Origin of the sequence: Bradyrhizobium sp. BTAi1 (genome assembly GCF_000015165.1) — a bacterium.
Lineage (GTDB): Bacteria > Pseudomonadota > Alphaproteobacteria > Rhizobiales > Xanthobacteraceae > Bradyrhizobium > Bradyrhizobium denitrificans.
In genome coordinates this window covers 2,783,800-2,807,188 of record NC_009485.1, presented here as the reverse complement: position 1 = coordinate 2,807,188, position 23,389 = coordinate 2,783,800, and the positions used below count along the sequence as shown (strand labels likewise).

General features: G+C 65.5%; 21 protein-coding genes. 4 read left to right on the top strand and 17 right to left on the bottom strand.

The genetic code is table 11. The features are described from left to right. Positions 1–114 precede the first annotated feature (114 nt). The 4 genes from BBTA_RS12625 to BBTA_RS12610 form a co-directional block, all read right to left on the bottom strand. Positions 115–1,143, bottom strand: coding sequence for a LacI family DNA-binding transcriptional regulator (locus BBTA_RS12625; protein ID WP_012042875.1), 1,029 nt, complete (start codon positions 1,141–1,143; stop codon positions 115–117). Positions 1,144–1,441: 298 nt separating this feature from the next. Then, complete coding sequence (locus tag BBTA_RS12620; RefSeq protein ID WP_012042874.1) at positions 1,442–3,109, bottom strand: tannase/feruloyl esterase family alpha/beta hydrolase; 1,668 nt, start codon at positions 3,107–3,109, stop codon at positions 1,442–1,444. A gap of 94 nt (positions 3,110–3,203) precedes the next feature. Beyond that, positions 3,204–4,376, bottom strand: a complete 1,173-nt coding sequence (gene pobA, locus BBTA_RS12615; protein WP_012042873.1) for a 4-hydroxybenzoate 3-monooxygenase — start codon at positions 4,374–4,376, stop codon at positions 3,204–3,206. A gap of 162 nt (positions 4,377–4,538) precedes the next feature. Next, positions 4,539–5,456: a helix-turn-helix domain-containing protein gene (locus tag BBTA_RS12610; protein WP_012042872.1), complete on the bottom strand. Its 918-nt coding sequence runs from the start codon at positions 5,454–5,456 to the stop codon at positions 4,539–4,541. A 134-nt stretch (positions 5,457–5,590) separates the two neighbouring features. Between BBTA_RS12610 and BBTA_RS12605 the strand changes: the two genes are divergently transcribed. Next, entirely contained in the window at positions 5,591–6,754 is a 1,164-nt protein-coding gene (locus BBTA_RS12605; RefSeq protein WP_012042871.1) for a cytochrome P450, read from the top strand. A 402-nt stretch (positions 6,755–7,156) separates the two neighbouring features. Here the strand turns inward: BBTA_RS12605 and BBTA_RS12600 are convergent, their stop codons facing one another. Then, positions 7,157–8,275, bottom strand: a complete 1,119-nt coding sequence (locus BBTA_RS12600; protein WP_012042870.1) for an NADH:flavin oxidoreductase — start codon at positions 8,273–8,275, stop codon at positions 7,157–7,159. A 181-nt stretch (positions 8,276–8,456) separates the two neighbouring features. On the opposite strand from BBTA_RS12600, the gene BBTA_RS12595 reads away from it, so the two are divergent. Continuing rightward, positions 8,457–8,780, top strand: coding sequence for a helix-turn-helix domain-containing protein (locus tag BBTA_RS12595; protein WP_041751412.1), 324 nt, complete (start codon positions 8,457–8,459; stop codon positions 8,778–8,780). A gap of 89 nt (positions 8,781–8,869) precedes the next feature. Here the strand turns inward: BBTA_RS12595 and BBTA_RS12590 are convergent, their stop codons facing one another. The 12 genes from BBTA_RS12590 to BBTA_RS12535 form a co-directional block, all read right to left on the bottom strand. After that, positions 8,870–9,814 carry an MBL fold metallo-hydrolase gene (locus tag BBTA_RS12590; protein ID WP_244424413.1) on the bottom strand — a complete coding sequence of 315 codons (945 nt, stop codon included), beginning with the start codon at positions 9,812–9,814 and terminating at the stop codon, positions 8,870–8,872. 91 nt (positions 9,815–9,905) lie between these two features. Further along, on the bottom strand, positions 9,906–11,402 hold the full coding sequence (locus BBTA_RS12585; protein ID WP_085972604.1) for an AMP nucleosidase: 1,497 nt from the start codon (positions 11,400–11,402) through the stop codon (positions 9,906–9,908). A 116-nt stretch (positions 11,403–11,518) separates the two neighbouring features. After that, on the bottom strand, positions 11,519–12,478 hold the full coding sequence (locus BBTA_RS12580; RefSeq protein WP_012042866.1) for a Gfo/Idh/MocA family oxidoreductase: 960 nt from the start codon (positions 12,476–12,478) through the stop codon (positions 11,519–11,521). A gap of 1 nt (position 12,479) precedes the next feature. After that, on the bottom strand, positions 12,480–13,343 hold the full coding sequence (locus BBTA_RS12575) for a class III extradiol dioxygenase subunit beta (protein ID WP_012042865.1): 864 nt from the start codon (positions 13,341–13,343) through the stop codon (positions 12,480–12,482). Then, positions 13,344–13,733 carry a protocatechuate 4,5-dioxygenase subunit alpha gene (gene ligA / locus BBTA_RS12570; RefSeq protein WP_012042864.1) on the bottom strand — a complete coding sequence of 130 codons (390 nt, stop codon included), beginning with the start codon at positions 13,731–13,733 and terminating at the stop codon, positions 13,344–13,346. It abuts the gene before it with no gap. Between the two features lie 12 nt (positions 13,734–13,745). After that, positions 13,746–14,660 carry an amidohydrolase family protein gene (locus tag BBTA_RS12565; RefSeq protein ID WP_012042863.1) on the bottom strand — a complete coding sequence of 305 codons (915 nt, stop codon included), beginning with the start codon at positions 14,658–14,660 and terminating at the stop codon, positions 13,746–13,748. A gap of 8 nt (positions 14,661–14,668) precedes the next feature. Continuing rightward, complete coding sequence (locus BBTA_RS12560) at positions 14,669–15,607, bottom strand: NAD(P)-dependent oxidoreductase (protein ID WP_012042862.1); 939 nt, start codon at positions 15,605–15,607, stop codon at positions 14,669–14,671. A gap of 6 nt (positions 15,608–15,613) precedes the next feature. Then, a complete protein-coding gene (gene ligK / locus BBTA_RS12555; RefSeq protein ID WP_201767757.1) occupies positions 15,614–16,309 on the bottom strand; it encodes a 4-carboxy-4-hydroxy-2-oxoadipate aldolase/oxaloacetate decarboxylase in 696 nt (231 codons plus the stop codon). A gap of 15 nt (positions 16,310–16,324) precedes the next feature. Then, a complete protein-coding gene (locus BBTA_RS12550; protein WP_012042860.1) occupies positions 16,325–17,350 on the bottom strand; it encodes an amidohydrolase family protein in 1,026 nt (341 codons plus the stop codon). 60 nt (positions 17,351–17,410) lie between these two features. Then, on the bottom strand, positions 17,411–18,787 hold the full coding sequence (locus tag BBTA_RS12545; protein ID WP_012042859.1) for an MFS transporter: 1,377 nt from the start codon (positions 18,785–18,787) through the stop codon (positions 17,411–17,413). Between the two features lie 307 nt (positions 18,788–19,094). Beyond that, complete coding sequence (locus BBTA_RS12540) at positions 19,095–19,994, bottom strand: LysR substrate-binding domain-containing protein (RefSeq protein ID WP_012042858.1); 900 nt, start codon at positions 19,992–19,994, stop codon at positions 19,095–19,097. A 248-nt stretch (positions 19,995–20,242) separates the two neighbouring features. Continuing rightward, positions 20,243–20,656 (bottom strand): TspO/MBR family protein, encoded by a 414-nt coding sequence (locus BBTA_RS12535; RefSeq protein WP_012042857.1) that lies wholly within the window; start codon positions 20,654–20,656, stop codon positions 20,243–20,245. Between the two features lie 262 nt (positions 20,657–20,918). Between BBTA_RS12535 and BBTA_RS12530 the strand changes: the two genes are divergently transcribed. Together BBTA_RS12530 and BBTA_RS12525 are read left to right on the top strand one after the other, a co-directional pair. Further along, the gene (locus BBTA_RS12530; protein WP_012042856.1) at positions 20,919–21,878 is read left to right on the top strand and encodes a MoxR family ATPase; all 960 of its coding nucleotides are present in this window, start codon (positions 20,919–20,921) and stop codon (positions 21,876–21,878) included. A 5-nt stretch (positions 21,879–21,883) separates the two neighbouring features. Continuing rightward, positions 21,884–23,260, top strand: a complete 1,377-nt coding sequence (locus BBTA_RS12525; RefSeq protein WP_012042855.1) for a VWA domain-containing protein — start codon at positions 21,884–21,886, stop codon at positions 23,258–23,260. Positions 23,261–23,389: the final 129 nt, after the last annotated feature.

Genomic DNA, 23,389 nt, shown 5'->3' with positions numbered 1-23,389 from the left:
ACTCCTCCCACACACGGCACCGGTCGTGAGCGATCTGCGTCGCTTCGAAACCAGCGTTCCCTCTTTTCTTTCTGCCCAGTGCTCACCGACGCCGCGCCAGCGGCGGCGACCGGCTCAGGGCAGATTGTCCCGCATCACGATGTCGATGCGGATCGTTTCCTGTTCACTCAGCAGCGGCTCGCCCCGCGCCAACGCCAGCAGCACGCGCACCGCCGACCGCGCCTCGTGCCCCGGGTTCTGCGAGATGACCGCATCCATCACGCCGTTCAGCAGCAGCTTGCGCGTCACCGCGGTCACGTCATGGCCGACGAACACGATATTGCCGGCGCGGCCGGCCTCGGTCAGCGCCTTGGCAACGCCGGCCGTGCCGGCACCGACATTGTACAGACCGACAATGTCGCCATGCCGGGCCAGCAGCTGGCCCATGAGGTGTTCTGAGCGATCATCCTCATCATGCCCCTCAAGCACGGGCAAAACCTCAAGTTGTCGATGCTCGGCAGCGATGACTTGGGTGAAGCCGAAGATGCGTTCGGCATGGTCCCGCAGGCCTTGCGAGCCCGCCATGATCGCCAGCCGTCCCGTCCTGCCACCGACGAAGCGCCCCACCAGCGCGCCGGCGCTGCGGCCGGCGGCGATGTTGTCGATCCCGACATAATGGTGCCGCCGCGACGAGGGCACATCCGACACCAGCGTCACCACCTTGGCGCCGGCCTCGACAAGGTCGTTGATGGCGGCGCGCACGCTCGGATGATCGAGCGCGACCACGGCGACGCCATCGACGCGGCCAACCAGATCTTCAAGCTTGCCGGCCAGGACGCCTGGATCAAACACATCGGTGGTGACGATATCGACCGATAGCCGGCGTGCGGCCATCCAGGTCCCCAGCTCGCCGAGATGCGCCTCGATCTGCTGCATGAACAGGTTGATGCCGGCCGGCATCACAAAGGCAAAGCGCCGCGAGCGAGCCCTTGCAAGCTCCGACGCCGCCGCATGGGGCTGGAACGCGCTCCGCGCCATCGCATCCTTGACGCGCTGAACCGTATCCGGTCGTACCCCCGGCCGGTTGTGGAGCACGCGATCGACCGTGGCGAGGCTGACGCCCGCCTGCCGCGCGATGTCCCGCAATGTCAGCGGCGCGTTCATGCTCCTCCCCGTATGGTTGAATAAAGCTTAGCGCGGTTTTTGAGGTGCGCAACTCATTTTTGAGGTGAGACCATCATGGGCCGCAGGGGATGGCGCCCGACATCCCGCCTGCTGACAGCGTGCCCCATACCGCTCTCTGGGATTATGGGTCCCGGCGCAAGGCCGGGACGACAGAGCGGTTTGTCGCGCGAACATTCCGTCTCACCACGCATCGCTGCGCCCGCAACGACGACGGAGAGATGCGATGACGGAGGAGAGAGCCTGCATTATCCGAAGGCCCTCGTCCCTCCTCAAACGACTACGGCGTGCAGCTGAAGCTCGCGGCCTGCGCGACCGGGCCCGTCTTGTAGCGCGGCCAGGAGGGCCAGCGGCACAGCGGCAGGCTGCGTGTGACGGTGAACGCGGGCGCTTCGATCGTCTGCTCGACGACTTCCAGATCGCCCGGCGCCTTGCCGCTCTCGACCCAGTCGACCAGCACACTCAGCATGTCGACATTGGCCGGCGCGCCATTGCCGACATGATCGACGCCCGGCGCCGTGTAGAGCCGCGCGAACTCCGCCGTCTCGGCCTTGCCGAGCTTGCGCTCGACCGCCTCGAAATAGCGGATGCCGGCGTAAGGGCTCTGCGCGTAGTCGGCCATGTGCTCGAGGATCACGAGCCGGCCGCCCCGCGCGCGGAAGCGGCTCAAATCCGGATTGGTGGAGTCCATCAGCTGCGAGACCTGCAGCAGGCGGTCCTTGTAATCCTCCGGGCGATATCTGGTGACGTCGAGCTTGGGATCCCTGGCAAACACATATTGCGTGCCGCCGGCGCCGAACACCCAGGCGATGCCGTTCGCTTGTGTCGGCGGCTGCGTCGGCGCCGCCTTGCCGAGCCACCACGAGATCCAGCCGCCGGCCGAGGCGAAGCCCTCGGTGTCCTCGCCGGAGATACCCCATCCCGGATAGTCATCGAGGCCGTTGGCCAGCGGAAACGAGAATGTGTAAGGTGCATGCAAGGTCGCGATCGCCTTCACCTGCGCATCGCTCAGGCAGGCATCGCCGCTGTTGCCGTCGGGACAGCGCAGGCTCTCGGGCTTGAAGCTTGCCTTGCAGCCGACGGCATCCGCGACAAGGCCATCCTCGGCGCCATCAGCCTTGTCGCAGGTCTTGCGCACCGCGTCCGCCACCAGCTTGACCTGCGCCGGGCTGATCCAGCCCTCGCCCATCGTCACCAGCCCGCCGCGCGTGCCGGCATGCTGCAGCCCGACCCAGTTGATGACCGGCACGCGGGCGAAGATGCCGTCGAAATCGTCCGGGTAGCGCTGCGCCATGGTCAGCGCCTCGCGGCCGCCCTCCGACGAGCCCATGAAGTACATCTTGTCGGGCGCCTTGCCATAGGCACGCTTGACGATGCCGACCGCCGCATCGCGCACCTTCTTGTAGGCGACATGGGCGAAATTCTCGAACGCCTCGTCGTTGAGCGCAAAGGTCTGCGGCGGCTCGCCTTGCTTGGATTCGTGGCCGGAGTCGGTGCCGTAGGTGACGAAGCCGCGCGCGAGCGGCGAGGCCTTGTCGAACGGATAGGCCGGCGGCAGGCCGAGACCGGTGATCAGCACGCCGTTGAAGCCGCCGCCGCCGTATTGCAACGCGCGCCCGTTCCAGTCGGTCGGCAGATTGACCTCGAATTTGATCGGCGGTGCCGCCGGATCCCTCGGCGCGATATGGCCGAGCACCTTGCAGAACGCCGGATTTGCGGGCGCAACCCGCGCCGCCGGCGATCCGGCCTTCTCCGCCACGGTCAGTTGCGACGGCGCCTGCATGGCGGCGCTGTCGATCCGCATCGCGCCATCGGAGAGACTTGCCAAGCCGCTGCAGGTCGCCGTGGCGTCGCCGACCAGGGCCGCAGCGCCCGCGGAACCGATCGTCGTCAGCGTCAACAGGCCGGCGAGCGCGCTCGCATGCGGCCAGCTCGTGAATGTCGTCATGTCGCTTCCTCACCTGTCCGTCCCGTTGAGCCGGGATCTCGAATCCGCGCCGTCGCGGCGCGGATTCACTGGTCGTGTTCTAGCAGAGCGATGTCTAGAACGGCAGCCCGACATAGTTCTCTGCGAGCGACCGCTGCGCGGCCTCGGAGGAGAACAGATAGGCGAACTCTGTGTCCTGCAGCTTGTCTTCATAGGGCAGGCGATCGGGGAAACGATGCAGCAGGGTCGTCATCCACCAGGAGAAGCGCTGCGCCTTCCAGATCCGCGCCAAGGCGCGCTGCGAATAGCCGTCGATACCGCGGTCGTCGCCCTTTTTGTAGTGATCGACCAGCGCGTGGTAGAGATAATAGATGTCGGACGCAGCCGAGTTCAGCCCGCGCGCGCCGGTCGGCGGCACGATGTGCGCAGCATCGCCGGCGAGGAACATCCGGCCGTAGCGCATCGGCTCGGCGACGAAGCTACGCAGCGGCGCGATGCTCTTCTCGATCGACGGCCCGGTGATCAGCTTGGCCGCGATCTCCGCCGGCAGCCGCAGCTTCAGCTCCTCCCAGAACGCGTCGTCGCTCCAATCCTCGACCTTGTCGGTGAGCGGCACCTGGATGTAGTAGCGGCTCAGCACCTGGGAGCGCAGCGAGCACAAAGCGAAGCCGCGCTCGTGCTTGGCGTAGATCAGCTCCGGCGACACCGGCTTGGTGCGGGAGAGCACGCCGAGCCAGCCGAACGGATAGACCCGCTCATATTCCTTGATCTTGTCCTGCGGGATCGACTTGCGGCTGACACCGTGAAAGCCGTCGGCGCCGATGATGTAGTCGCAGTCGACGCGGATCAGCTCGTCGCCGCTTCGGTAGGTCACGTAAGGCGCGTCGGAGGCGATGTCGTGCGGGGTCACGTCGTGGGCATTGTGCACGACCTTGCCGCCAAGCCTGTCGCGCGCCTCATAGAGATCACGGGTCAGTTCGGTCTGGCCGTAGACCATCACCGAATTGCCGCCGGAATATTTGTGCAGGTCGACGCGGTCGAGTTTGCCGTCATGGGCGATGTAGAAACCGTGATGGATCTCGCCCTCGCGGTCCATGCGCTCGCCGCACTGCGCTTCGCGCATCAGCTTGGCGAAACCGTGCTCGAGCACGCCGGCACGGATGCGCGACAGCACGTAGTCGCGGCTGGACTTTTCGAGGATGATCGTATCGATCCCCTGCAGGTGCAGGAGCTGCGACAGCATCAGGCCTGAGGGGCCGCCGCCGATGATACAGACTTGGACTTTCATGAGGCATCTCTCCCGGATTCGCGAAGGGCCGATTTTTGGGTTTGCTTTTCAGTCGCGGAATTTATCAAGGATTGCGCTCGTCCACTTGGATGGACGCAGCATTCTCTTGCACTTTTCCGGCATCGCGCCGGAATAGCGCAGCGGTATCCAGACCCAGCCGGATCAGCCGGCTGCTCCGGCCTCGGTCGAAACGCCCATCGCGCGGCGGTAGTCGCGCGGACTGGCCCCCGTATGGCGCTTGAAGAAGCGGCAGAAATAGGCCGGGTCCTTGAAGCCGAGCTCGAACGCCAGCTTGGACACCGGCGCTGCAATATAAGTGAGCCGCCGGCAGGCCTCGCGGGCGAGCCGCGCATGCACGATGTCCAGCGCGGACTGGCCGGTTTCGGCCCGCGTCAGACGGTTCAGCCGCTCCGGCGTCATGCCGAGCTCGTCGGCATAGCGCGCCACCGACCAGTGGTCGCGGTGGTGCGCCTCGACCAGCACGATGAACCGGGTGAACAGCGCCGCATGCCCGCTGCCGCGCCGCGCGCCCTGCGACTGCCGCGCGCTCTGCTGCGCCAGTCGCCAAACGATCGAGCGCCCAAGCCAATGCGGCACCGGCGAGGCTGCGGAATCCGCGGCAGCGAACTCATCGGCGAGGTCGACGAGCAGCGCGCCGATGCGGCCCGTCGCGACGGCCTTGGGCTCGAGATGCAGGATTTGCGGCGTTGCAAACAGATCGCGCAGCGCCTCGCCCGTCGCCGGCACATCGCCCTCGACCACGGCGCGCGGATTGAACGTGAGGACGAAGCCGTCGGTCTCGCGCGAGAAGCGGAAGGCGTGGACCACGCCGGGCGGGATGATCACCGCGACCGGGCCGGTGCAACGCTCGCGGCTTTCGTCCAAGGCGATCTCGGCGGGGCCGGAGCCGACCCAGAGGATCTGGTGCAGACCCTGATGGGTGTGGGCCTCGATCTCCCAGCGATAGAGCCGGCTGCGCACCTGGATCGGCTCGATATGCAGCATGTCCGGCTGCGCGGCGGAGGCCTCGCCATACAGCGCAAAGGCAGGGATCGACGGCTTGGTGCGAAAGCGCGGCATGATCGGGAGCTAAACCCGAATGTCGGAAAAGTACAAGTCTTGACCGGCGTTCGTGTCTCACGCGGCGCCCGTGGCTCGGATAGGTTCGTGACAAGAACAACAACGACCACACTCAATGGAGAGGAGGCCCCGAGATGTTCACGTTCGACCCGTATTCGGCTGCGGTCGATGCCGACCCGTTCCCGTTCTACAAGACCTTGCGCGACGCGCATCCCTGCTTCTGGAGCCAGCAAGCGCAGATGTGGATCCTGTCGCGCTACGCCGATGTCGCGGCGGCCGGCACCAACTGGCAGACTTATTCCTCGGCCAAGGGCAACCTGATGACCGAGCTGCCGAACCGCGCCGGCGCGACGCTCGGCACGACCGACCCGCCGCGCCACGACCGGCTGCGCGGCCTGGTTCAGCACGCTTTCATGAAGCGCAATCTGGAAAGCCTGTCCGGCCCGATCCGCGACATCGCACGCGCCAGTGCCGAGGCGCTGCGCGGCCAGGAGCGCTTCGACTTCATCGAGGCGTTCTCCTCGAAATTCACCGTGCGCGTGCTGTTCGCCGCGCTTGGCCTGCCGCTCGGCGACGAGCAGACGGTGCGCGACAAGGCGGTGCTGATGGTGCAGAGCGATCCGGTGAGCCGCGCCAAGGGTCCGCAGCACATCGCCGCCTATAATTGGATGCAGGACTATGCGGCGGGCGTCATCGCCGAGCGCCGCGCGCGGCCGCAGAACGATCTGATCTCGCATTTCAGCATGGCCGAGATCGATGGCGACAGGCTCGACGAGCGCGAGGTGCTGCTGACGACGACGACCTTGATCATGGCTGGCATCGAGTCGCTCGGCGGCTTCATGAGCATGCTCGCCTACAATCTTGCCGATCACCCTGACGCGCGCCGGGCCGTGGTCGCCAATCCCGATCTCCTGGCCGACGCGGTGGAAGAGTCGCTGCGCTTCAACACCTCGGCCCAGCGCTTCCGCCGCTGCCTGCAGAAGGACGTCACCCTGCATGGCCAGACCATGCGCGAAGGCGACTTCGTCTGCCTCGCTTACGGCTCCGCCAATCGCGACGAACGGCAGTTTCCCAATCCCGATGTCTACGACATCACGCGCAAGCCGCGCGGCCATTTCGGCTTCGGCGGCGGCGTGCACGCCTGCCTCGGCAGCGCGATCGCGCGCATGGCGATCAGAATAGCCTTCGACGAACTTCACAAGGTCGTGCCGGAGTATCGCCGGACCCAGGAGCAGCTGCCCTGGATGCCGTCATCGACCTTCCGCAGCCCGATGTATCTGGAGCTGACGGTGCATTAGTTGGGAGAGGGATCGGAGACTGCGCGATGACAGTCGTTTCGTCTCCGCATCTACAAACTATCGCCCACGACAGATGACGAGGGACGGCAAGAAACAAAGCAAGAGAGAGAGGAAACGAACAATCGAGCGGCAAGGACGGTGCACCCTCTCCCCTTGTGGGAGAGGGTGGATCGCATGAGCGCAGCGAAATGCGAGCCGGGTGAGGGGTCTCTCTCCGCGAGCTCCCGTGCGGATGAAGACCCCTCACCCGCCTCCGATGCTTCGCATCTCCGGCACCCTCTCCCGCAAGGGGAGAGGGTGCACCGAGCAAGTCTCCACTCATCGAGTTCCACTAGCAGTGAAGGTCATCCACGCTGCGAGAGGAGGACACGAATCGACAATATCAACCAGCAAGGATGCAGCTCAAACCAGCGCGCCGAGATCCGCGGCGTTGAAGCCCTTGAGGCTGGACTTGTCGCCGGCCTTGATCTTGGCGACCCAGTCGGCATCGCTGATCAGCACGCGGCCGACCGCGATGAGATCGAATTCGTCCTTGGCCATGCGCTCCAGCAATGCGTCGAGATCGGCCGTCGTCGACGGCTTGCCGGCAAACGCCGAGAAGAAGTCCCCGGACAGGCCGACAGAGCCGACGCTGATGGTGGCCGCGCCCGTGATCTTCTTCGCCCAGCCGGCGAAGTTCAGGCCCTTCTCGCCGTCGATCTCCGGGAATTCCGGTTCCCAGAAGCGCCGCTGCGAGCAGTGCAGGATGTCGACGCCGGCATCGACCAGCGGCTGCAGCCAGTCGCCCATCAGGGCCGGCGTCTCGGCGAGACGCGCCGCGTAGTCCTGCTGCTTCCATTGGCTGACGCGCAGGATGATCGGGAAGTCCGGGCCGACCGCCTTGCGGATGGCGGCGACGATCTCGCCGGCAAAGCGCGAGCGCTCCTTGATGGTAGCGCCGCCATAGCGGTCCTCGCGCTTGTTGGTGCCGGACCAGAAGAACTGGTCGATCAGATAGCCGTGCGCGCCATGGATCTCGACGGTGTCGAAGCCGGTGCGCTTGGCGTCGGCCGCGGCCTGCGCGAACGCCGCGACGGTGTCGGCGATGTCGTTCTCGGTCATCACCTTGCCGCGCGGCTTGTCCGGCGCGACCAGGCCCGACGGGCTCTCCACCGGCGCATCCGGCTCCCAGCGGCTCATGCCCTTGGTCGAGCCGGTGTGCCAGATCTGCGGCGCGATGCGGCCACCGGCGGCGTGCACGGCGCTCGCCACGCTCTGCCAGCCGGCCAGCGCAGCATCACCGTGGAAGAAGGGAATGTTGGGCTCGTTCTTGGAGGCCGGGCGGTTGACCACCGTGCCCTCGGTCAGGATCAGCCCCACGCCGCCTTCAGCGCGGCGGCGGTAATAGGCGACGTTGGCCTCGCCGGGAATGCCATTCGGCGCCGCGTTGCGCGTCATCGGCGCCATGACGATGCGGTTCTTCAGCTCCAGCGTCTTCAGACGGAAGGGACGAAACAGCACGCTGGTATCGAGATCGGACATTCAGAAGGCTCCATTGCGTTCGGAACCGCTCCAGTATACTTCGTAAACCTGAAGTCAATCAGGCACCTGAAGTCGCTCAGGTATATCCGAGGAAACCACTGCCGTGACGGCCGCGCCGAATGCAGAAACCACCCCGCCGCGCTGCAAGCCGCAGCACTTCTCGTCGGAATGCCCGAGCCGGGTGCTGATCGACCAGATCGCCGACAAATGGTCGATGATGGTGCTGGCCGTGCTCGATTCCGGCCCGCTGCGCTTCAACGCCATCAAGAAGCAGCTCGAAGGCGTCACCCAGAAGGCGCTGACGCAGTGCCTGCGCCGTCTCGAGCGTAACGGCCTCGTCTCGCGCGAGGTGATCGCGGACTCGCCCGTGGCGGTTCAATACGAGATCACGCCGCTCGGCCGCACCCTGCAGCCGCCGTTCCGCGCGCTCTACGCCTGGACCATCGCCAAGATGCCCGAGGTCGAGCAGGCGCGTCAGGCGTTCGATCAACGCTGGGCGCGCTGATATCGTACGGCAGTGCCCGCCGTGGACCCCGGCGGCAGTTGAAGAACCAGCGGCACCGGAGCTGCCCTCAGCTTGTTGACGCCAGCAGCCTACTGGTCGGAACGCAGCGGTTGGATCGGCTGATTCTTGGCATCCGCACCCTGCACATCGTCTCCGATCGTAAACGAATCGAGGTCGTGACCGACCACGAACGGGCCGCGATACGTCGTTCTCGTCCGCGCAATCAGCATGTCCTCGGGAACGTCCTGCACGGGCTTCAACGTCGCGAAGACGATATGCGAGTAGACCGCGAGCTTCGGGCCGGCGATCGAGAAGATCTTGCCCGCCTCCTCAGGCGAGGAGTGGTGCGCTTCGATGTCGCGATAGGACGGATAGCTCTTCGACAGCTCCGGCTCGATCACGGCAACCTCGTGAACGAGGAGATCGGCGCCTTTCGCCGCGTTGGCAACCCGCTCGTCGTATTTGGTATCGCCGGAGAGCACCACCTTCTTGCCGTCATACTCGATCACGTAACCGAAGGATGGCTTGATCTTCTCACCGTGATTGACCTCGATCGCCGTCACCTTGACGCCGTTCTTGTCGTAGACCGGTCCCGGCTCGATATCCTTGGCCACGAAGGCGACGCCCTCCGGAGGGAGATGTTCGTCGTCCTCGCGAATCCGAATGTCCTCGGCAAACGCCTTGGTCAAATTCTCGGTCATCGCCACCGTTCCCTTGGGACCAAAGACGATCATGGGAGACTTGCGCGACGCCCAGGGCGTTCCGATCCAGCCGCTCAGCCACATGTCCGGCAGCCCGACGAGATGATCGGAGTGCAAATGAGTGATGAAATGCGCGGTGATGGAGCCGAGAGCGACCCGTTTCTGAAACAGCCTGATCGTCGAGCCGCGGCCAAAGTCGAACAGCAGCTTTTCAGGGCCGGCCTCGATCAATGTCGACGCGCTGAAGCTGCTCACGCGCGGCGTCGGCGTTCCCGTTCCGAGCAATGTCACCTTCATCGTCTCGGCGCTCGCAGCCTGTCCGGACACGAGCATGGCAACCGTCAAGAGTGTCGGCCCGATTCGCATTATCTCTCTCTTTTTCTTGTTGGTCTTGTTGTTCGTCGTCTTGGCCGAGTCCAAACCGCTACTGAAACGCCACTTCCGCGAAGCTGCGTAGCTTCCGCGAATGCAGCCGCTCCGACTCCTGGTGCTTCAAGAGCTCCAGCGCCTTGAGGCCGATCTGGAGATGCTGGCCGACGCGCTGGCGATAGAAGTCGCTGGCCATGCCCGCGAGCTTGATCTCGCCATGCAGCGGCTTGTCGGAGACGCAGAGCAAGGTGCCGTAGGGCACGCGGAAGCGATAGCCATTGGCGGCGATCGTGGCCGATTCCATATCGAGCGCGATCGCGCGCGACTGCGACAGCCGCCGGATCACGGCCGGACCGGAGATCTCCCAGTTGCGATTGTCGACGCTGGCCACCGTGCCGGTGCGCATCACCCGCTTCAGCTCGAAGCCGGAATAGCCGGTGACCGTCTCCACGGCCTCCTCGAGCGCGACCTGCACCTCGGCGAGCGCCGGGATCGGCACCCAGGGCGGCAGCTCCTGGTCAAGCACGTGATCCTCGCGGACATAGCCGTGCGCCAGCACATAGTCGCCGAGCCGCTGCGTGTTGCGCAGGCCTGCGCAATGGCCGACCATCAGCCAGGCATGCGGCCGCAGCACCGCGATGTGGTCGGTGACGTTGCGCGCGTTGGACGGCCCGGTGCCGATGTTGATCAAAGTGATGCCCTGATGTCCGGGCTCGACAAGGTGAAGCGCCGGCATCTGTGGCGTGCGCGCCGGCGCGGAGCCCGTCGTGCCGCCACCGAGACGCGCATTACGGGTGATGACGTTGCCCGGCTCGACGAAGGCCTCGGCTGCCCCCTGCCCGGCCACCAACTGCTGCCGGCACCAATCGGCGAACGCATCGACGTAGAACTGGTAGTTGGTGAAGATCACGAAGTTCTGGAAATGGTCGGGATCCGTGCCCGTATAGTGATAGAGCCGGCGCAGCGAGTAGTCGACGCGCGCGGCGCGAAACAGCGACAGCGGCTCCGGCATGCCCGGCTTCAGCTCGAGCGTGCCGTCGGCGATTGCATCGTCCATCGTCGAGAGGTCCGGCGCGTCGAACACGTCGCGCAGGGAACGCGTCACCAGCGGGCTCTCGTGATGCGGCAGCGCCGTCTCGATGTTGATGTCGCGCCGATAGGCGAAATGCACCGGGATCGGCTCGGCGGATTCGCCGATCTCGACCGGCACGCCGTGATTTTCGATCAGGAGGCGGATCTGCTCGGTGAGATAGGAGCGGAACAGGTCCGGCCGCGTCACGCTGGTTTCGTGCACGCCAGGCCCCGCGACGAAGCCGTAGGCGAGCCGCGAGTCCAGCCGGGCATGGCTCGCGGTGGTCAGGCGCACGAACGGATATGTCGCCCGGATCCGCATCGCCGGCACCACGCCATTGGCATAGGCCTCGAAATGGCCGCGCAAATACGCCGTGTTGCGCTCATAGATCTCTTCGAGGCGGGCCACAGCGGCGGCGGCGTCGGTAAAGGTCTCGGTCGGTAAGGGTTGCGGCGATTGCACGGTCAAAGGCGGCCTCATCTTGCGGAAGCCGATGGTAAGCGAAGCCGCCGCTCCGGCGCAACGCTCGCCGGCGATTCTTCAAGCCCCCGCCGGAGGCACCCTCCCCGCGCAGTGGCGCGAGGAGGGCGAACGTGTCAGCCCTTGGCGAGCTGCACGTCGAGATCGTGCAGCACCTGGTAGCAGGGCAGCACCTGGGCGACCGAAGCGTTGGGCTCGCGGCCCTCCTTGATCGCGGCGAAGAACTCGCGGTCCTGCAGCTCGATGCCGTTCATGGAGACGTCGACCTTGGAGACGTCGATCTTCTCCTCCTTGCCGTTCACCAGATCGTCGTAGCGGGCGATGTAGGTGCCGGTGTCGCCGATGTAGCGGAAGAAGGTGCCGAGCGGGCCGTCATTGTTGAACGACAGCGACAGGGTGCAGATCGCGCCGTTGGCGGCCTTGAGCTGGATCGACATGTCCATGGCGATGCCCAGCGTCGGGTGGATCGGTCCCTGGATCGCGTTGGCCTTCACAATCGGCGAGCCCGCCTGATAGGCGAACAGGTCGACGGTATGGGCGGCGTGGTGCCACAGCAGATGATCGGTCCAGCTGCGCGGCTGGCCCAGCGCATTCATGTTGGTGCGGCGGAAGAAGTAGGTCTGCACGTCCATCTGCTGGATGTGGAACTCGCCGGCCTTGATCTTCTTGTGCACGAACTGATGGCTGGGGTTGAAGCGCCTTGTGTGGCCGCACATCGCGACCAGCTTGGTCTCCTTCTGCAGCTCGACGACCTGCTGCGCGTCCTTCAGCGAATCCGCGAGCGGAATCTCGACCTGGACGTGCTTGCCGGCCTTGAGGCAGTCGATTGCCTGCGCCGCATGCATCTGCGTCGGCGTGCAGAGGATCACGGCGTCGACCTCCGGCAGCTTCAGGCTGTCGGCGAGTTCGGTCGAGACGTGCTTGATGCCGTATTTGTCGGCGACTTCCTTGGTCTGGTCGAAGCGGCGCCCCACCAGCGACACCACCTCGACGCCATCGATGTTCTTGATGCCGTCGAGATGCTTGATGCCGAAGGCGCCGGCGCCGGCAAGCGCGACCTTGATGGTCTTGCTCATATCAGTTGTTCTCCAGGATCAGATGGCCGACCGCAGTGTTGCTGGCCGGCACATGGTAGAAGCGGTGACGCACGGTCGGCGCGTTGCCCTTCTTGGTCTCGTTGACGTCGCTCATGGCGCCGCGTGCGATCAGCCACATCACGAGTTCGATGCCCTCGCTGCCGGCCTCGCGCACGTAGTCGATATGCGGCACCTTGGAGAGCCCTTCGGGATCGTTGATGAGCTTATCCAGGAACATATTGTCCCATTCGCGATTGATCAGGCCCGCGCGCGGGCCCTGCAGCTGGTGGCTCATGCCGCCGGTGCCCCAGATCTGCACGTTGAGCGGCTCGTCATAGCTCTCGATCGCCTTGCGGATCGCCTTGCCCAGCATGAAGCAGCGGCGGCCCGACGGCACCGGATATTGCACGACGTTGACGGCGAACGGGATCACCGGGCACGGCCACGCATCGACCTGACCGAAGATCAGGCTGAGCGGCACGGTGAGGCCGTGGTCGACGTCCATCTTGTTGACGATGGTGAGATCGAAATCGTCCTGGATCACCGACTGCGCGATATGCGCGGCGAGCCGCGGGTGGCCGATTACCTTCGGCACGGGGCGCGGGCCCCAGCCCTCGTCGGCCGGCTGATACTCGGCGGCGGTGCCGATCGCGAAGGTCGGGATCATTTCCAGGCTGAAGGCGGTCGCGTGATCGTTGAAGACCAGGAACACGACGTCCGGCTTCTGCTCCTTTTCCCACTGCTTGGCGAAGTCGTAGCCTGCGAACACCGGCTTCCAATAATCCTCGCCGGTCTTGCCGAGGTCGAGCGCCGCGCCGATCGCCGGTACGTGCGAGGTGAAAACGCTTGCGGAGATCTTGGCCATTTACTTCTTCTCCCCGGTGTAGCGGTTGCCCTCAGGCGAGCGGCCGCCCTTCACCATCATGTCGCGGTATTGTTCTTCGGTCATGCCGGTCATGCTGCCGGCCATCTGCTGAAAGCTCTTGCCATCGGTCGCACCGATCTTGGCGAGGAAGTAGATGTTGCCGCCAAGCGCAATGCAGCGGTTCAGGTCACGATCGAGCACCGCCTGCTTCTGCTCCTCGCTCATCGGCCATTCGTCGAGATAGGCGCGCTCATTGGCCTTGAAGCGGGCGCGGTTCTCCGCCTTCATCAGTGACATGCAGAACTGGTTGAGGTGATAGCCCATCCGCGACATGTCCGCGTCGAAGATGGTCGTGCCGGGAACGTCGGTATAGGGTTTGTCGAGCGACATCGCTTCCCTCCTTCAGGATTCGTCGGGCCAGTAAAGCCGCATCGGGTTGTCGACCAGGAGCTTGTGCTGCAGCTCCGCGGTGACGGCGATATGCGGAATGAAATCGACCAGCAGGCCGTCATCCGGCATGTGGTCCTTCAGGTTCGGATGCGGCCAGTCGGTGCCCCACAGCACGCGATCCGGGAAGGTCTCGACGATGCGCTTCGCAAACGGCACCACGTCACGATAGGCGTTCTGCTCGCCATTCAGTGCCGGCGGTCCCTTGACCGAGAGACGCTCCGGGCAGCTCACCTTGGACCAGACGTTTGGGTGCTCGCGCATGAACTTCACGAACAGCTCGAACTCCGGACCGTCGACCGGCTTGGTGACATCGGGGCGACCCATGTGGTCGACGACCACGGTGGTCGGCAGCGAGGTGAAGAAGTCCCACAATTCCGGCAGGTCGACCGCCTCGAAATAGATCACGACATGCCAGCCGAGCTTGCTGATGCGGTTGGCGATCTCGATCAGCTCGTCCTTGGGCGTGAAGTCGACCAGGCGCTTGACGAAGTTGAAGCGGACGCCGCGCACGCCGGCGTCGTGCATCGCCTGCAACTCGGCGTCGGTGACGCTGCGCTTCACCGTGGCGACACCGCGGGCCTTGCCGTTGGAATGCACGAGCGCATCGACCATGGCGCGATTGTCGGCGCCGTGGCAGGTCGCCTGCACCACGACATTACGGGCGAAGCCGAGATGGTCGCGCAAGGCATAAAGCTGATGCTTGGAGGCGTCGCAGGGCGTGTACTTCCGCTCGGGCGCATAGGGAAATTCGGCGCCGGGGCCGAACACGTGGCAATGCGCATCGACGGATCCGGCCGGCACCTTGAAGCGCGGCTTCGACGGGCCGTCGTACCAGTCGAGCCATCCCGGGGTCTTCTGGAACTCCATGAGGTTCCCTACTCCTTGGACTTGATCTTGTTGAGAATGCGATCGGCCTCGGTGCGCCAGTCCGGGCTGCGCGCGAATTCTTTCGTGCCACGCGCACCGAACAGGCCGTCATCGGCGAGATCGGCGACCCAGGCCTGGCGCTCGGCGGTCCCCTCCGCCGACCAGGGCGTCAGCCCGATATCACGCACGGTCTCGGCGACCTCCCGCACCTCCTCGGCGCGGCGGCGGCCATGCTCGATCACGCGCTGAAAGAAATAGGCGCCCTGCTTCTCCCAGTCGATGCCGGGAAACGTCTCCTGCAGCGAGGCGATCACCGCATCCTCGACGCCGTAGGCGCGCGCAGTGGTGAAGCTCTCGATCACCATCGCCTCGAGGCCCTTGATCATGATGCTGCGGCACATCTTGGTCGCCGAGGCCACGCCGAGCTTGTCGCTGGCCGCCTTGGCGGCGAAGCCGAGCTCGTTGAGCAGCGGCGCCAGCTCGCGCGCCCCAGCGCCACCGAGCAGCAGCGGCACCTTGATGCGATAGGGCGGCACCGAGGTCATGACGGCGCCCTCGACATAGCGCCCGCCTCCCCCATCGATCAGCGCGGCGGCGCGCTGCTTGGCGCCGGGCGAGGCCGAGTTGAAATCGAGGAACCAGGCACCCGGCTTGATGGTCACAGCGCAGGCCTCGGCGACCGCCACGTCCTGGCTCGCGGTGACCGCGGAGACGATGAAGTCGGCCTGCGCCGCCAGTTCGGCATGCGAGGCCGCCAGCGTCACGCCGATGCCGTCGGCGTGGCTGCGCAACGCATCACCACGCGAGTCCTCCAGCTTGACGTCATAGGCAGAGACGCGCACGCCGTCCTTGCGCAGATCCTCGGCGAGGATCTTGCCGACCTCGCCGTAGCCGATCAGCCCGACATGCCATCGGTTCGAAGGATTTTGGTTGGACGCCGCCGTCATGCTCGATCAATCGATGTATTTGAGCCCGGCCTTCGCCAAGGGCTCGCGCATCTTGTACATGTCGAGACCGAGCACGCCCGACGCCAGCTTCTCGCGCTTGTCGGCCTCGTTGGCCTCGCGCGCAGCGGCGGCATCGGCCGCCTGATGGGCGACCGCGGCCGGCACGACGACGATGCCGTCGACATCGGCGACGATCACGTCGCCCGGATTGACAGCCGCCCCGGCGCAGACGATCGGGATGTTGACCGAGCCGAGCGTCGCCTTGACCGTGCCGCGCGCCGAGATCGCGCGCGAGAATACCGGGAACTGCATCTCGGTGAGGTCGGCGACGTCACGCACGCCGCCGTCGATCACAAGTCCCTGGGCGCCGCGGGCGCGAAAACTGGTGGCGAGCAGGTCGCCGAAGAAGCCGTCGGTGTTCTCGACCGTGCAGGCCGCGACGACGACGTCGCCGGGCTGGATCTGCTCAGCCGCGACATGCAGCATCCAATTGTCGCCGGGCTGCAGCAGCACGGTGACCGCGGTGCCGCACATTTTCGCCGTGGGGTAGATCGGGCGCATGTAGCACTGCATCAGGCCGACGCGGCCCATCGCCTCGTGGATGGTGGCGACGCCGAACTTGGACAGCTTCTCGACCGCCGCCTTGTCGGCGCGGGTGATCTTCGTCTTGACGATGCCGAGATTGTTCATGGATGTGCTCATCGCGATGGTCCTAAATCACTTGCCCTGGGCCTTCAACGCGGCGTCGAGCCGCGGGAACACGCGCCGCGCATTGCCTTCATAGATCTGGTGGCGCTGCTCGGGGGTCAGCTTGGCGGCCTCGATATAGCGCTTGGTGTCGTCATAGTAGAAGCCGGTCTCCGGATCGATGCCGCGGACGGCGCCGATCATCTCCGACGCGAACAGGATGTTGTCGACCGGGATCACGCCGGTCAGCAGATCGATGCCGGGCTGGTGATAGACGCAGGTGTCGAAGAAGATGTTGTTGAGCAGATGATCCTTCAACAGCGGCTTCTTGAGCTCCTGGGCGAGGCCACGGAACCGGCCCCAATGATACGGCACCGCGCCGCCGCCATGCGGGATCAGGAACTTCAAGGTCGGGAAGTCCTTGAACAGGTCCGAGGTCAGGCACTGCATGAACGCCGTGGTGTCGGCATTGAGATAATGCGCGCCCGTGGTGTGGAAACAGGCGTTGCAGCTGGTCGAGACGTGGATCATCGCGGGAATGTCCAGCTCGACCATCTTCTCATAGATCGGATACCAATGCCGGTCGGACAGCGGCGGCGAGGTCCAGTGACCGCCCGACGGATCCGGATTCAGGTTGATTCCGACGAAGCCGTACTCCTTGACGCACTTCTCCAGCTCGGGAATGCAGGTCTTGGGGTCGACGCCGGGCGACTGCGGCAGCATCGCGGCGCCGATGAAATGGTCCGGGAACAGCTTGCTGACGCGGTAGCACAGCTCGTTGCAAATCGCGGCCCAGGTCGAGGACACCTGGAAGTCGCCGATGTGGTGCGCCATGAAGCTCGCGCGCGGCGAGAAGATGGTGAGGTCGCTGCCGCGCTCCTTCATCTTCTTGAGCTGGTTGGCCTCGATGCTCTCGCGCAGTTCGTCGTCGCTGATCTTGAGCTCGGAGGCCTTCGGCATCACGGAAGCGTCCTTGATGCCCGCGATCTGCCGGTTGCGCCACTCTTCCAGCGCCTTCGGAGCCGTCGTGTAATGGCCGTGCACGTCGATGATCACGTCAGTCTCTCCCTCAGATTTTCTCGCGAGCCAGCGACGGTCGGCTCAGCAACGATCCGCTCAATGCGCCGCCACGGGGGCGCCGACATCCTTGCCGCTGGCGCGGCCTCCCGGTCCCACGACCTGCTTTACCACAAGGGCGAGCGCCGCGATCAAGCCGGGAACTGCGATCACGGTGAAAATCTCGCTGAAAGTCAGATGCCTCGCGGTCAATTCGGCGACCAGGAAGGAGCCGGCAATACCGCCGAAGCGGCCGATGCCCATCATCCAGGCGACACCGGTGGCGCGGCCCTGGGTCGGATAGAAGGCGGCCGCCAGCGCCGGCAGCGACGACTGCGCCGTGTTCATGACGACGCCGGCGACGAACACGATCACCACCAGGAAGCCCATATTGCCGGCCGCCTGGCCGATCAGGAAGATCGTCACGGCGGTCAGCGCATAGCCGACCGCGACGATGCGGTTGGCGTTGAAGCGGTCCATCAGGAAGCCGAAGAACACCGCGCCGACGCCGCCGAGCGGGAACAGCGCCGAGATCAACGTCGCCGTCTGCGGGTTCAGCCCGACATCCTTGAACAGGATCGGCATCCAGTTGATCAGCGAATAGAAGATCACGAGCCCCATGAAATAGGTGATCCACAGCATCAGCGAGCCGATGCGCAGCACCGGCGACAGCACCATGCCGATGCCGGTCGCATTGACGCGCCGCGTCGTCTCGGCATGCTCCGGCTCCAGCATCACGAACTGGCCGATATCGTTCGCGGCCTGCGAGATCCGGCGCATCACCTTGCGGACACGCTCGACACTGGCGCCGCGCGACAGCAGGTAATGCACGGATTCCGGCAGGATCGCGATCAGCAGCACGGTCAGCACCAGCGGCGTGACGCCGCCGAGCACCAGCACGCTGCGCCAGCCCCATTGCGGGATCATCCAGGCGGCGAGGAAGCCGCCGCAGGCCGCGCCCAGCGGAAAGCCGCAGAACATCAGGTTGGTCATGGTGGCGCGCAGCCGGCCCGGGCAGTACTCGCTGAGCAGCGTCACGGCGTTGGGCATGGCCGCACCGAGGCCGAGGCCGGTGACGAAGCGCAGCACGGTGAGTTCCGTCAGGTTGGTCGCGAAGGCCGAGACGAGACAGGCGACGCCGAAGACCAGGACCGAGCCGACCAGCACCAGCTTGCGGCCGAGCCGGTCCGCCACGGGACCGGCGAGCAGCGCGCCGGCGGCAAGCCCGAACAGCGCCGCGCTCAGCACGGGTCCGAGCGCCGACTTCTCGATGCCCCACTCCTTCAACAGCGAGGGCGCGATGAAGCCGATCGCCGCGGTGTCGAAGCCGTCGAGCAGCACGATGCTGAAGCCGAGGGCGAAGATCAGCCATTGAAAGGCGGAGAACGGGTGATCGTCGAGAAAGGCCTGGACGTCGACACGGCCGGTCGTTGGCATCGCTTCTGCTTCCCTGGGTGCTGTTTCTGGCTCGTCAACCGAGGTCCACGAGGGCGCGCGGCACGCGCGATCGCCCTGCTGCTTCGGCGGCTTGACCGGCTATGTGACCGAGCGCGCCAGGGCACACCAGCGCCGGGGGACTTCTATCAGCTATTCCAAATCGGCATAAGATATCAAATGAGCCATGCTGATTTTAGAATGGGTCTGGAAAGCTTTGGCCATTTGTTTTTGCGAGACACAGGCGCCGCGGGCTCCACCCTCCCCTGGAGGGGAGGGTGGCACTGCCCGAAACGAGATCACCAGTGATTCAGCGCGGCAGCTTCCTGATCAGCGCGGTCGCCAGCTTGATCGTCTGCTGCGCCAGCGGCGTCGGCCGCTTGTGCGCCGAGGTGACGAAGCACAGCACGCTGGTCGGGGCGGGCTCGGTCAGGGGGCGAATGGCGAGCTCGCTGGCGCGGCCCGAGGCGGCGACGCCGCTCGGCGTCAGCACGGCGTGGCCGTAGCCGGCGCAGACGAGGTCGATGATCGAGGGCACGCTCGACACCTCCCAGGCGATGTCGAGCTTGATCCCGGCCAGCGCAGCCTGGGTCTCCAGCAATCTGCGCATCGCATGCACGCGCTCGGGCATGATCAGGCTGTAGCGCGGCAGCTCGGCCATCGGCAGCGGCGCGGTGGTGCGGCGCTTGCCCTTGGGCGCATGGCTCACCAGCGCGAGCGGCTCCTGCAGCACCGGCGTGATCTCGATGCCGGCCTGGGCCTCGGGATTGTAGACCATGCCGACATCGATGCGTCCGGTGGTGACCCACTCCACCACATGCGTCGACAATCCTTCGACGACGGCCAGTCGCGCCGCCGGATACTCTTTCCGGAAGCGGTCGATCAGCGGCAGCGTCAATTGCCGCGCGATGCTCGGCGGCAGGCCGATGGTGACGCGGCCGACCGGCGCATCACGGCTGGCGCCGAGATCCTCGCGTGCATGCGCCACCAGCTGCAGCACGCCGACGCTGTGATCGAGCAGCCGCTTTCCCGCTTCGGTCAGTTCGACCCCGCGGCCATTGCGCGCGAACAGCTGCTGCTTCAGCTCCGATTCCAGCGCCCGCACCTGCCGCGACAGCGCCGGCTGTGCCACGTCGAGCACGCTCGCCGCCTTGCTGAACGAGCCGAGCTCGGCCACCTGCACGAAATATTCGAGCTGCTTGAGGTTCATGGGTGGGGGCCTCGAGCATCAGGCGTGAGGCGGCCCGGCCACCTACCCCACCCCCCATTGTCGTCCCTGCGAACGCAGGGACCCATACCGCGGAAAGCCGACGATTGAAAAAGGCTCTGCGTCGCCCTTCTTTGTCGACAATTTGGGCTGGTGGCTACGGGTCCCTGCGTTCGCAGGGACGACAGCCGAGCGTAGAGCCGCGCCGTGCCCGATCGTGTCCAACCTCGCCCCATCAGGTCAGCCCCATCTCAATTCAGCACGTTCACCGCAAAATTCAGCACCGACGCAAATCCCACCCAGCACGCATAGGGCACGAACAGCAGCGCCGCGATCCGGTCCTTGCGCCATTGCATCACGATGAAGGTCACGATCAGCACGAACATGCTGGCGATGATCACGAAGGCCGGCCACATCAGATGCGCGGTGAAGAACACCGGCGACCAGGCGAAGTTCAACACCAGCTGGCCCCACCACACCTGCATCACGGCACCGCTGACCACCCGCTCATAGGTACGCCAGCCGGCCACCGCGATCATGATGTAGAGCACCGTCCAGGCGATCGGAAACAGCCAGCCCGGCGGGGTGAACCAGGGCTTGTTCAGCGAGCCGTACCAGGCTCCCGGCAGGTTGGAGGCGCCGATGATCCAGCCGCCTCCGACCACGAGCGCCAGGAGGACGAGGAAATGCAGGATGGATCGGTTCATATTCCGCTCGGCGTGATTCGAAGGGTCCGTCCGCTGGCGATCGGCTGCCATGCGGCCGAGACACCCACGCGCGCACTGGACAGGGCTGCCCGGTGCGCGTAGCCAGGACATAACACAATGCGAGGAAAAGTCAGGGTTTTCGCCTGACGCTTACGTCCAGGGACCGGAACGCCGACCAAATCTGCGCCGGGGTCCTGAGAGCAGGAACGGAGTTTCGTCAGTGGCTGCTTCCCCGGCCCCCTCTTCAGCCATCGCCGCGATCGCGGCCGTCGAAGCCGGCCTCGCCGCGCAGGGCTATATCGCCAGCCGCCAGATCGCCACCGCGGTCTACCTGTCGCAGGCGATCGACAAGCCGATCCTGGTCGAAGGCCCGGCCGGCGTCGGCAAGACCGAGCTCGCCAAGGCGATCGCCGCCTGGCGCGGCCTGAAGATGATCCGGCTGCAATGCTATGAGGGGCTCGACGAGGCCAAGGCGCTGTACGAGTGGAAATACGCCAAGCAGCTGCTCTACACCCAGATCCTGAAGGACAAACTCGGCGAGGTGCTCGGTGGCGCCCAGACCCTGCATGCGGCGCTCAGCCAGCTGCATGATTTCGGCGACGTGTTCTTCTCCAAGGAGTTCGTCGAGCCGCGGCCGCTGCTTCAGGCCCTGCTCGAGCCCGAGGGCTGCGTCCTCCTCATCGATGAGATCGACAAGTCCGACGCCGAGTTCGAATCGCTGCTGCTGGAAATCCTCTCCGACTTCCAGGTCACAATCCCCGAGCTCGGCAGCATCGCCGCCGCCAGCCCGCCGACCGTGATCCTCACCTCCAATTCCGAACGCAATCTCGGCGACGCGCTGAAGCGGCGCTGCCTGCATCTGCATATCGGCTTCCCCGAGCAGCGGCTGGAGGAGCGCATCGTCGAGAGCCGCGTGCCCGGCATCTCGCAGACCTTGCGCCGCCAGCTCGTGGCCTTCATCCACGACATCCGCTCGCTCGACCTGAAGAAGCAGCCCTCGGTCAGCGAGACGATCGACTGGGCGCGGGTGCTGGTGCTGTTGCAGGCGGCCGAGCTCGGCCATGACCTGGTGAAGGACACGCTCAACGTGCTCTTGAAATACGAGTCCGACATTGAGGTGGCGCTGCCCCAGGTGACGACCTTCGTCGCCAAGGCGCAGCGCCAGAACATCTTCGGGTAGGTACCATGCAGGAGAACCTGCATCGGTTCTTCCGGGCGGCGCGCGGCGCCGGCGTACATGTCTCGCCGGCGGAGAGCATCGACGCCATGCGCGCGGTCGCAAGCATCGGCCTGTCCGACCGCACGGTGCTGCGTGACAGCCTGCTGCTGACCTTGGCCAAGAGCGAGGACGAGAAGAAGGCGCTCGGCGCCTGCTTCGACCTGTTCTTCGCCCATGTCGACCCGGCGCAGCCCGAGGCCAAGGACGACGAGGCGCCGCAGGACGCGGCGTCCAGCGAGGCCCAGACAGCGCAGCCTTCAGACCAGCCGGTCCAAGACGAAGCGAATGCCGAGCTCGGCCCTCTCGCCCAGATGCTGCTGGCGCAGAACACCGCCGACATCTCGGCCGCCATCGCCAACGCCTCCAGCGCCGTCGGCCTGTCCGAGATCCGCTATTTCACCCAGCGCGGCTTGTTCTCGAGCCGCATGCTGGAAACAATGGGCATCCAGCGGCTGCGCGACGATCTGGATGCGCTGAACGACAGAAACCCGGCCCAGGCCGAGCGGCTGCAGGCCGCGCTCGACGGCCTGCGCGACACCGTGCGCGATGCGGTCGCGCAAGCGCTCGCTTTGTACGGCCGCGAGGAAACCGAGAACCTGCGTCACGAGATCCTGCGCAACGCGCAGCTGTCGCGCATCGAGCCGCGCCAGGTCGCGGAGATGCGGGCGCTGATCCGGCAGATCGCCCGCCGGCTGCGCGAGCGCTACAGCAAGCCGCGCAAGCGCCAGCGCCGCGGCCATCTCGACGTCCGCCGCACGCTGCGCCGCAACGCAGCCTGGGGCAGCGTGCCCTTCCTCACCGCGTGGAAACGCCGGCATCGCGATCGCCCGAAGATCGTGGCGCTGTGCGACGTCTCCGGCTCGGTCGCTCGCGTGTCCGACTTCTTCCTGCTCTTGATCCACAGCCTGCACGACGTCGTCAGCGACGTCCGCTCCTTTGCCTTCTCCGGCCACCTGATCGAGGTCAGCGAGATCCTGGAGCAGAAATCCGCCGAGGAGGCGATGGCCGAGATCATGCACAAGGTCGGCTTCGGCTCGTCCGACTATGGCTCCTCGCTGGTGGATTTCGAGAAACAGTTCATGGCCGCGGTGACCCCGCAGACCACCGTGATCGTGCTCGGCGACGCCCGCAGCAACAAGCTCGACCCGCGCGCCGACATCCTGAAAGCCATCGCCGAACGCGCCAAGCGCGTGGTCTGGCTCAATCCCGAGGGCCGCATGACCTGGGGCTGGGGCGACTCCGAAATGCCGCGCTACCAGACCTTCTGCAACGTCGTCCGACCCTGCGCCACCGCGCAACAGCTCGAGCGTGCCGTCAGCGACATCGTCTCGGCCTATCAGTAAGCCCCCGCTCTCACCCCGTCATTGCGAGCGCAGCGCCGCAATCCAGGGCCGAAGCAAAGAATCTGAACTGCGTCGTCGCGGAGCCTGTTCTCGGGCTCGCCGCAATGACGATGGAGCAGCGCGTAGTCC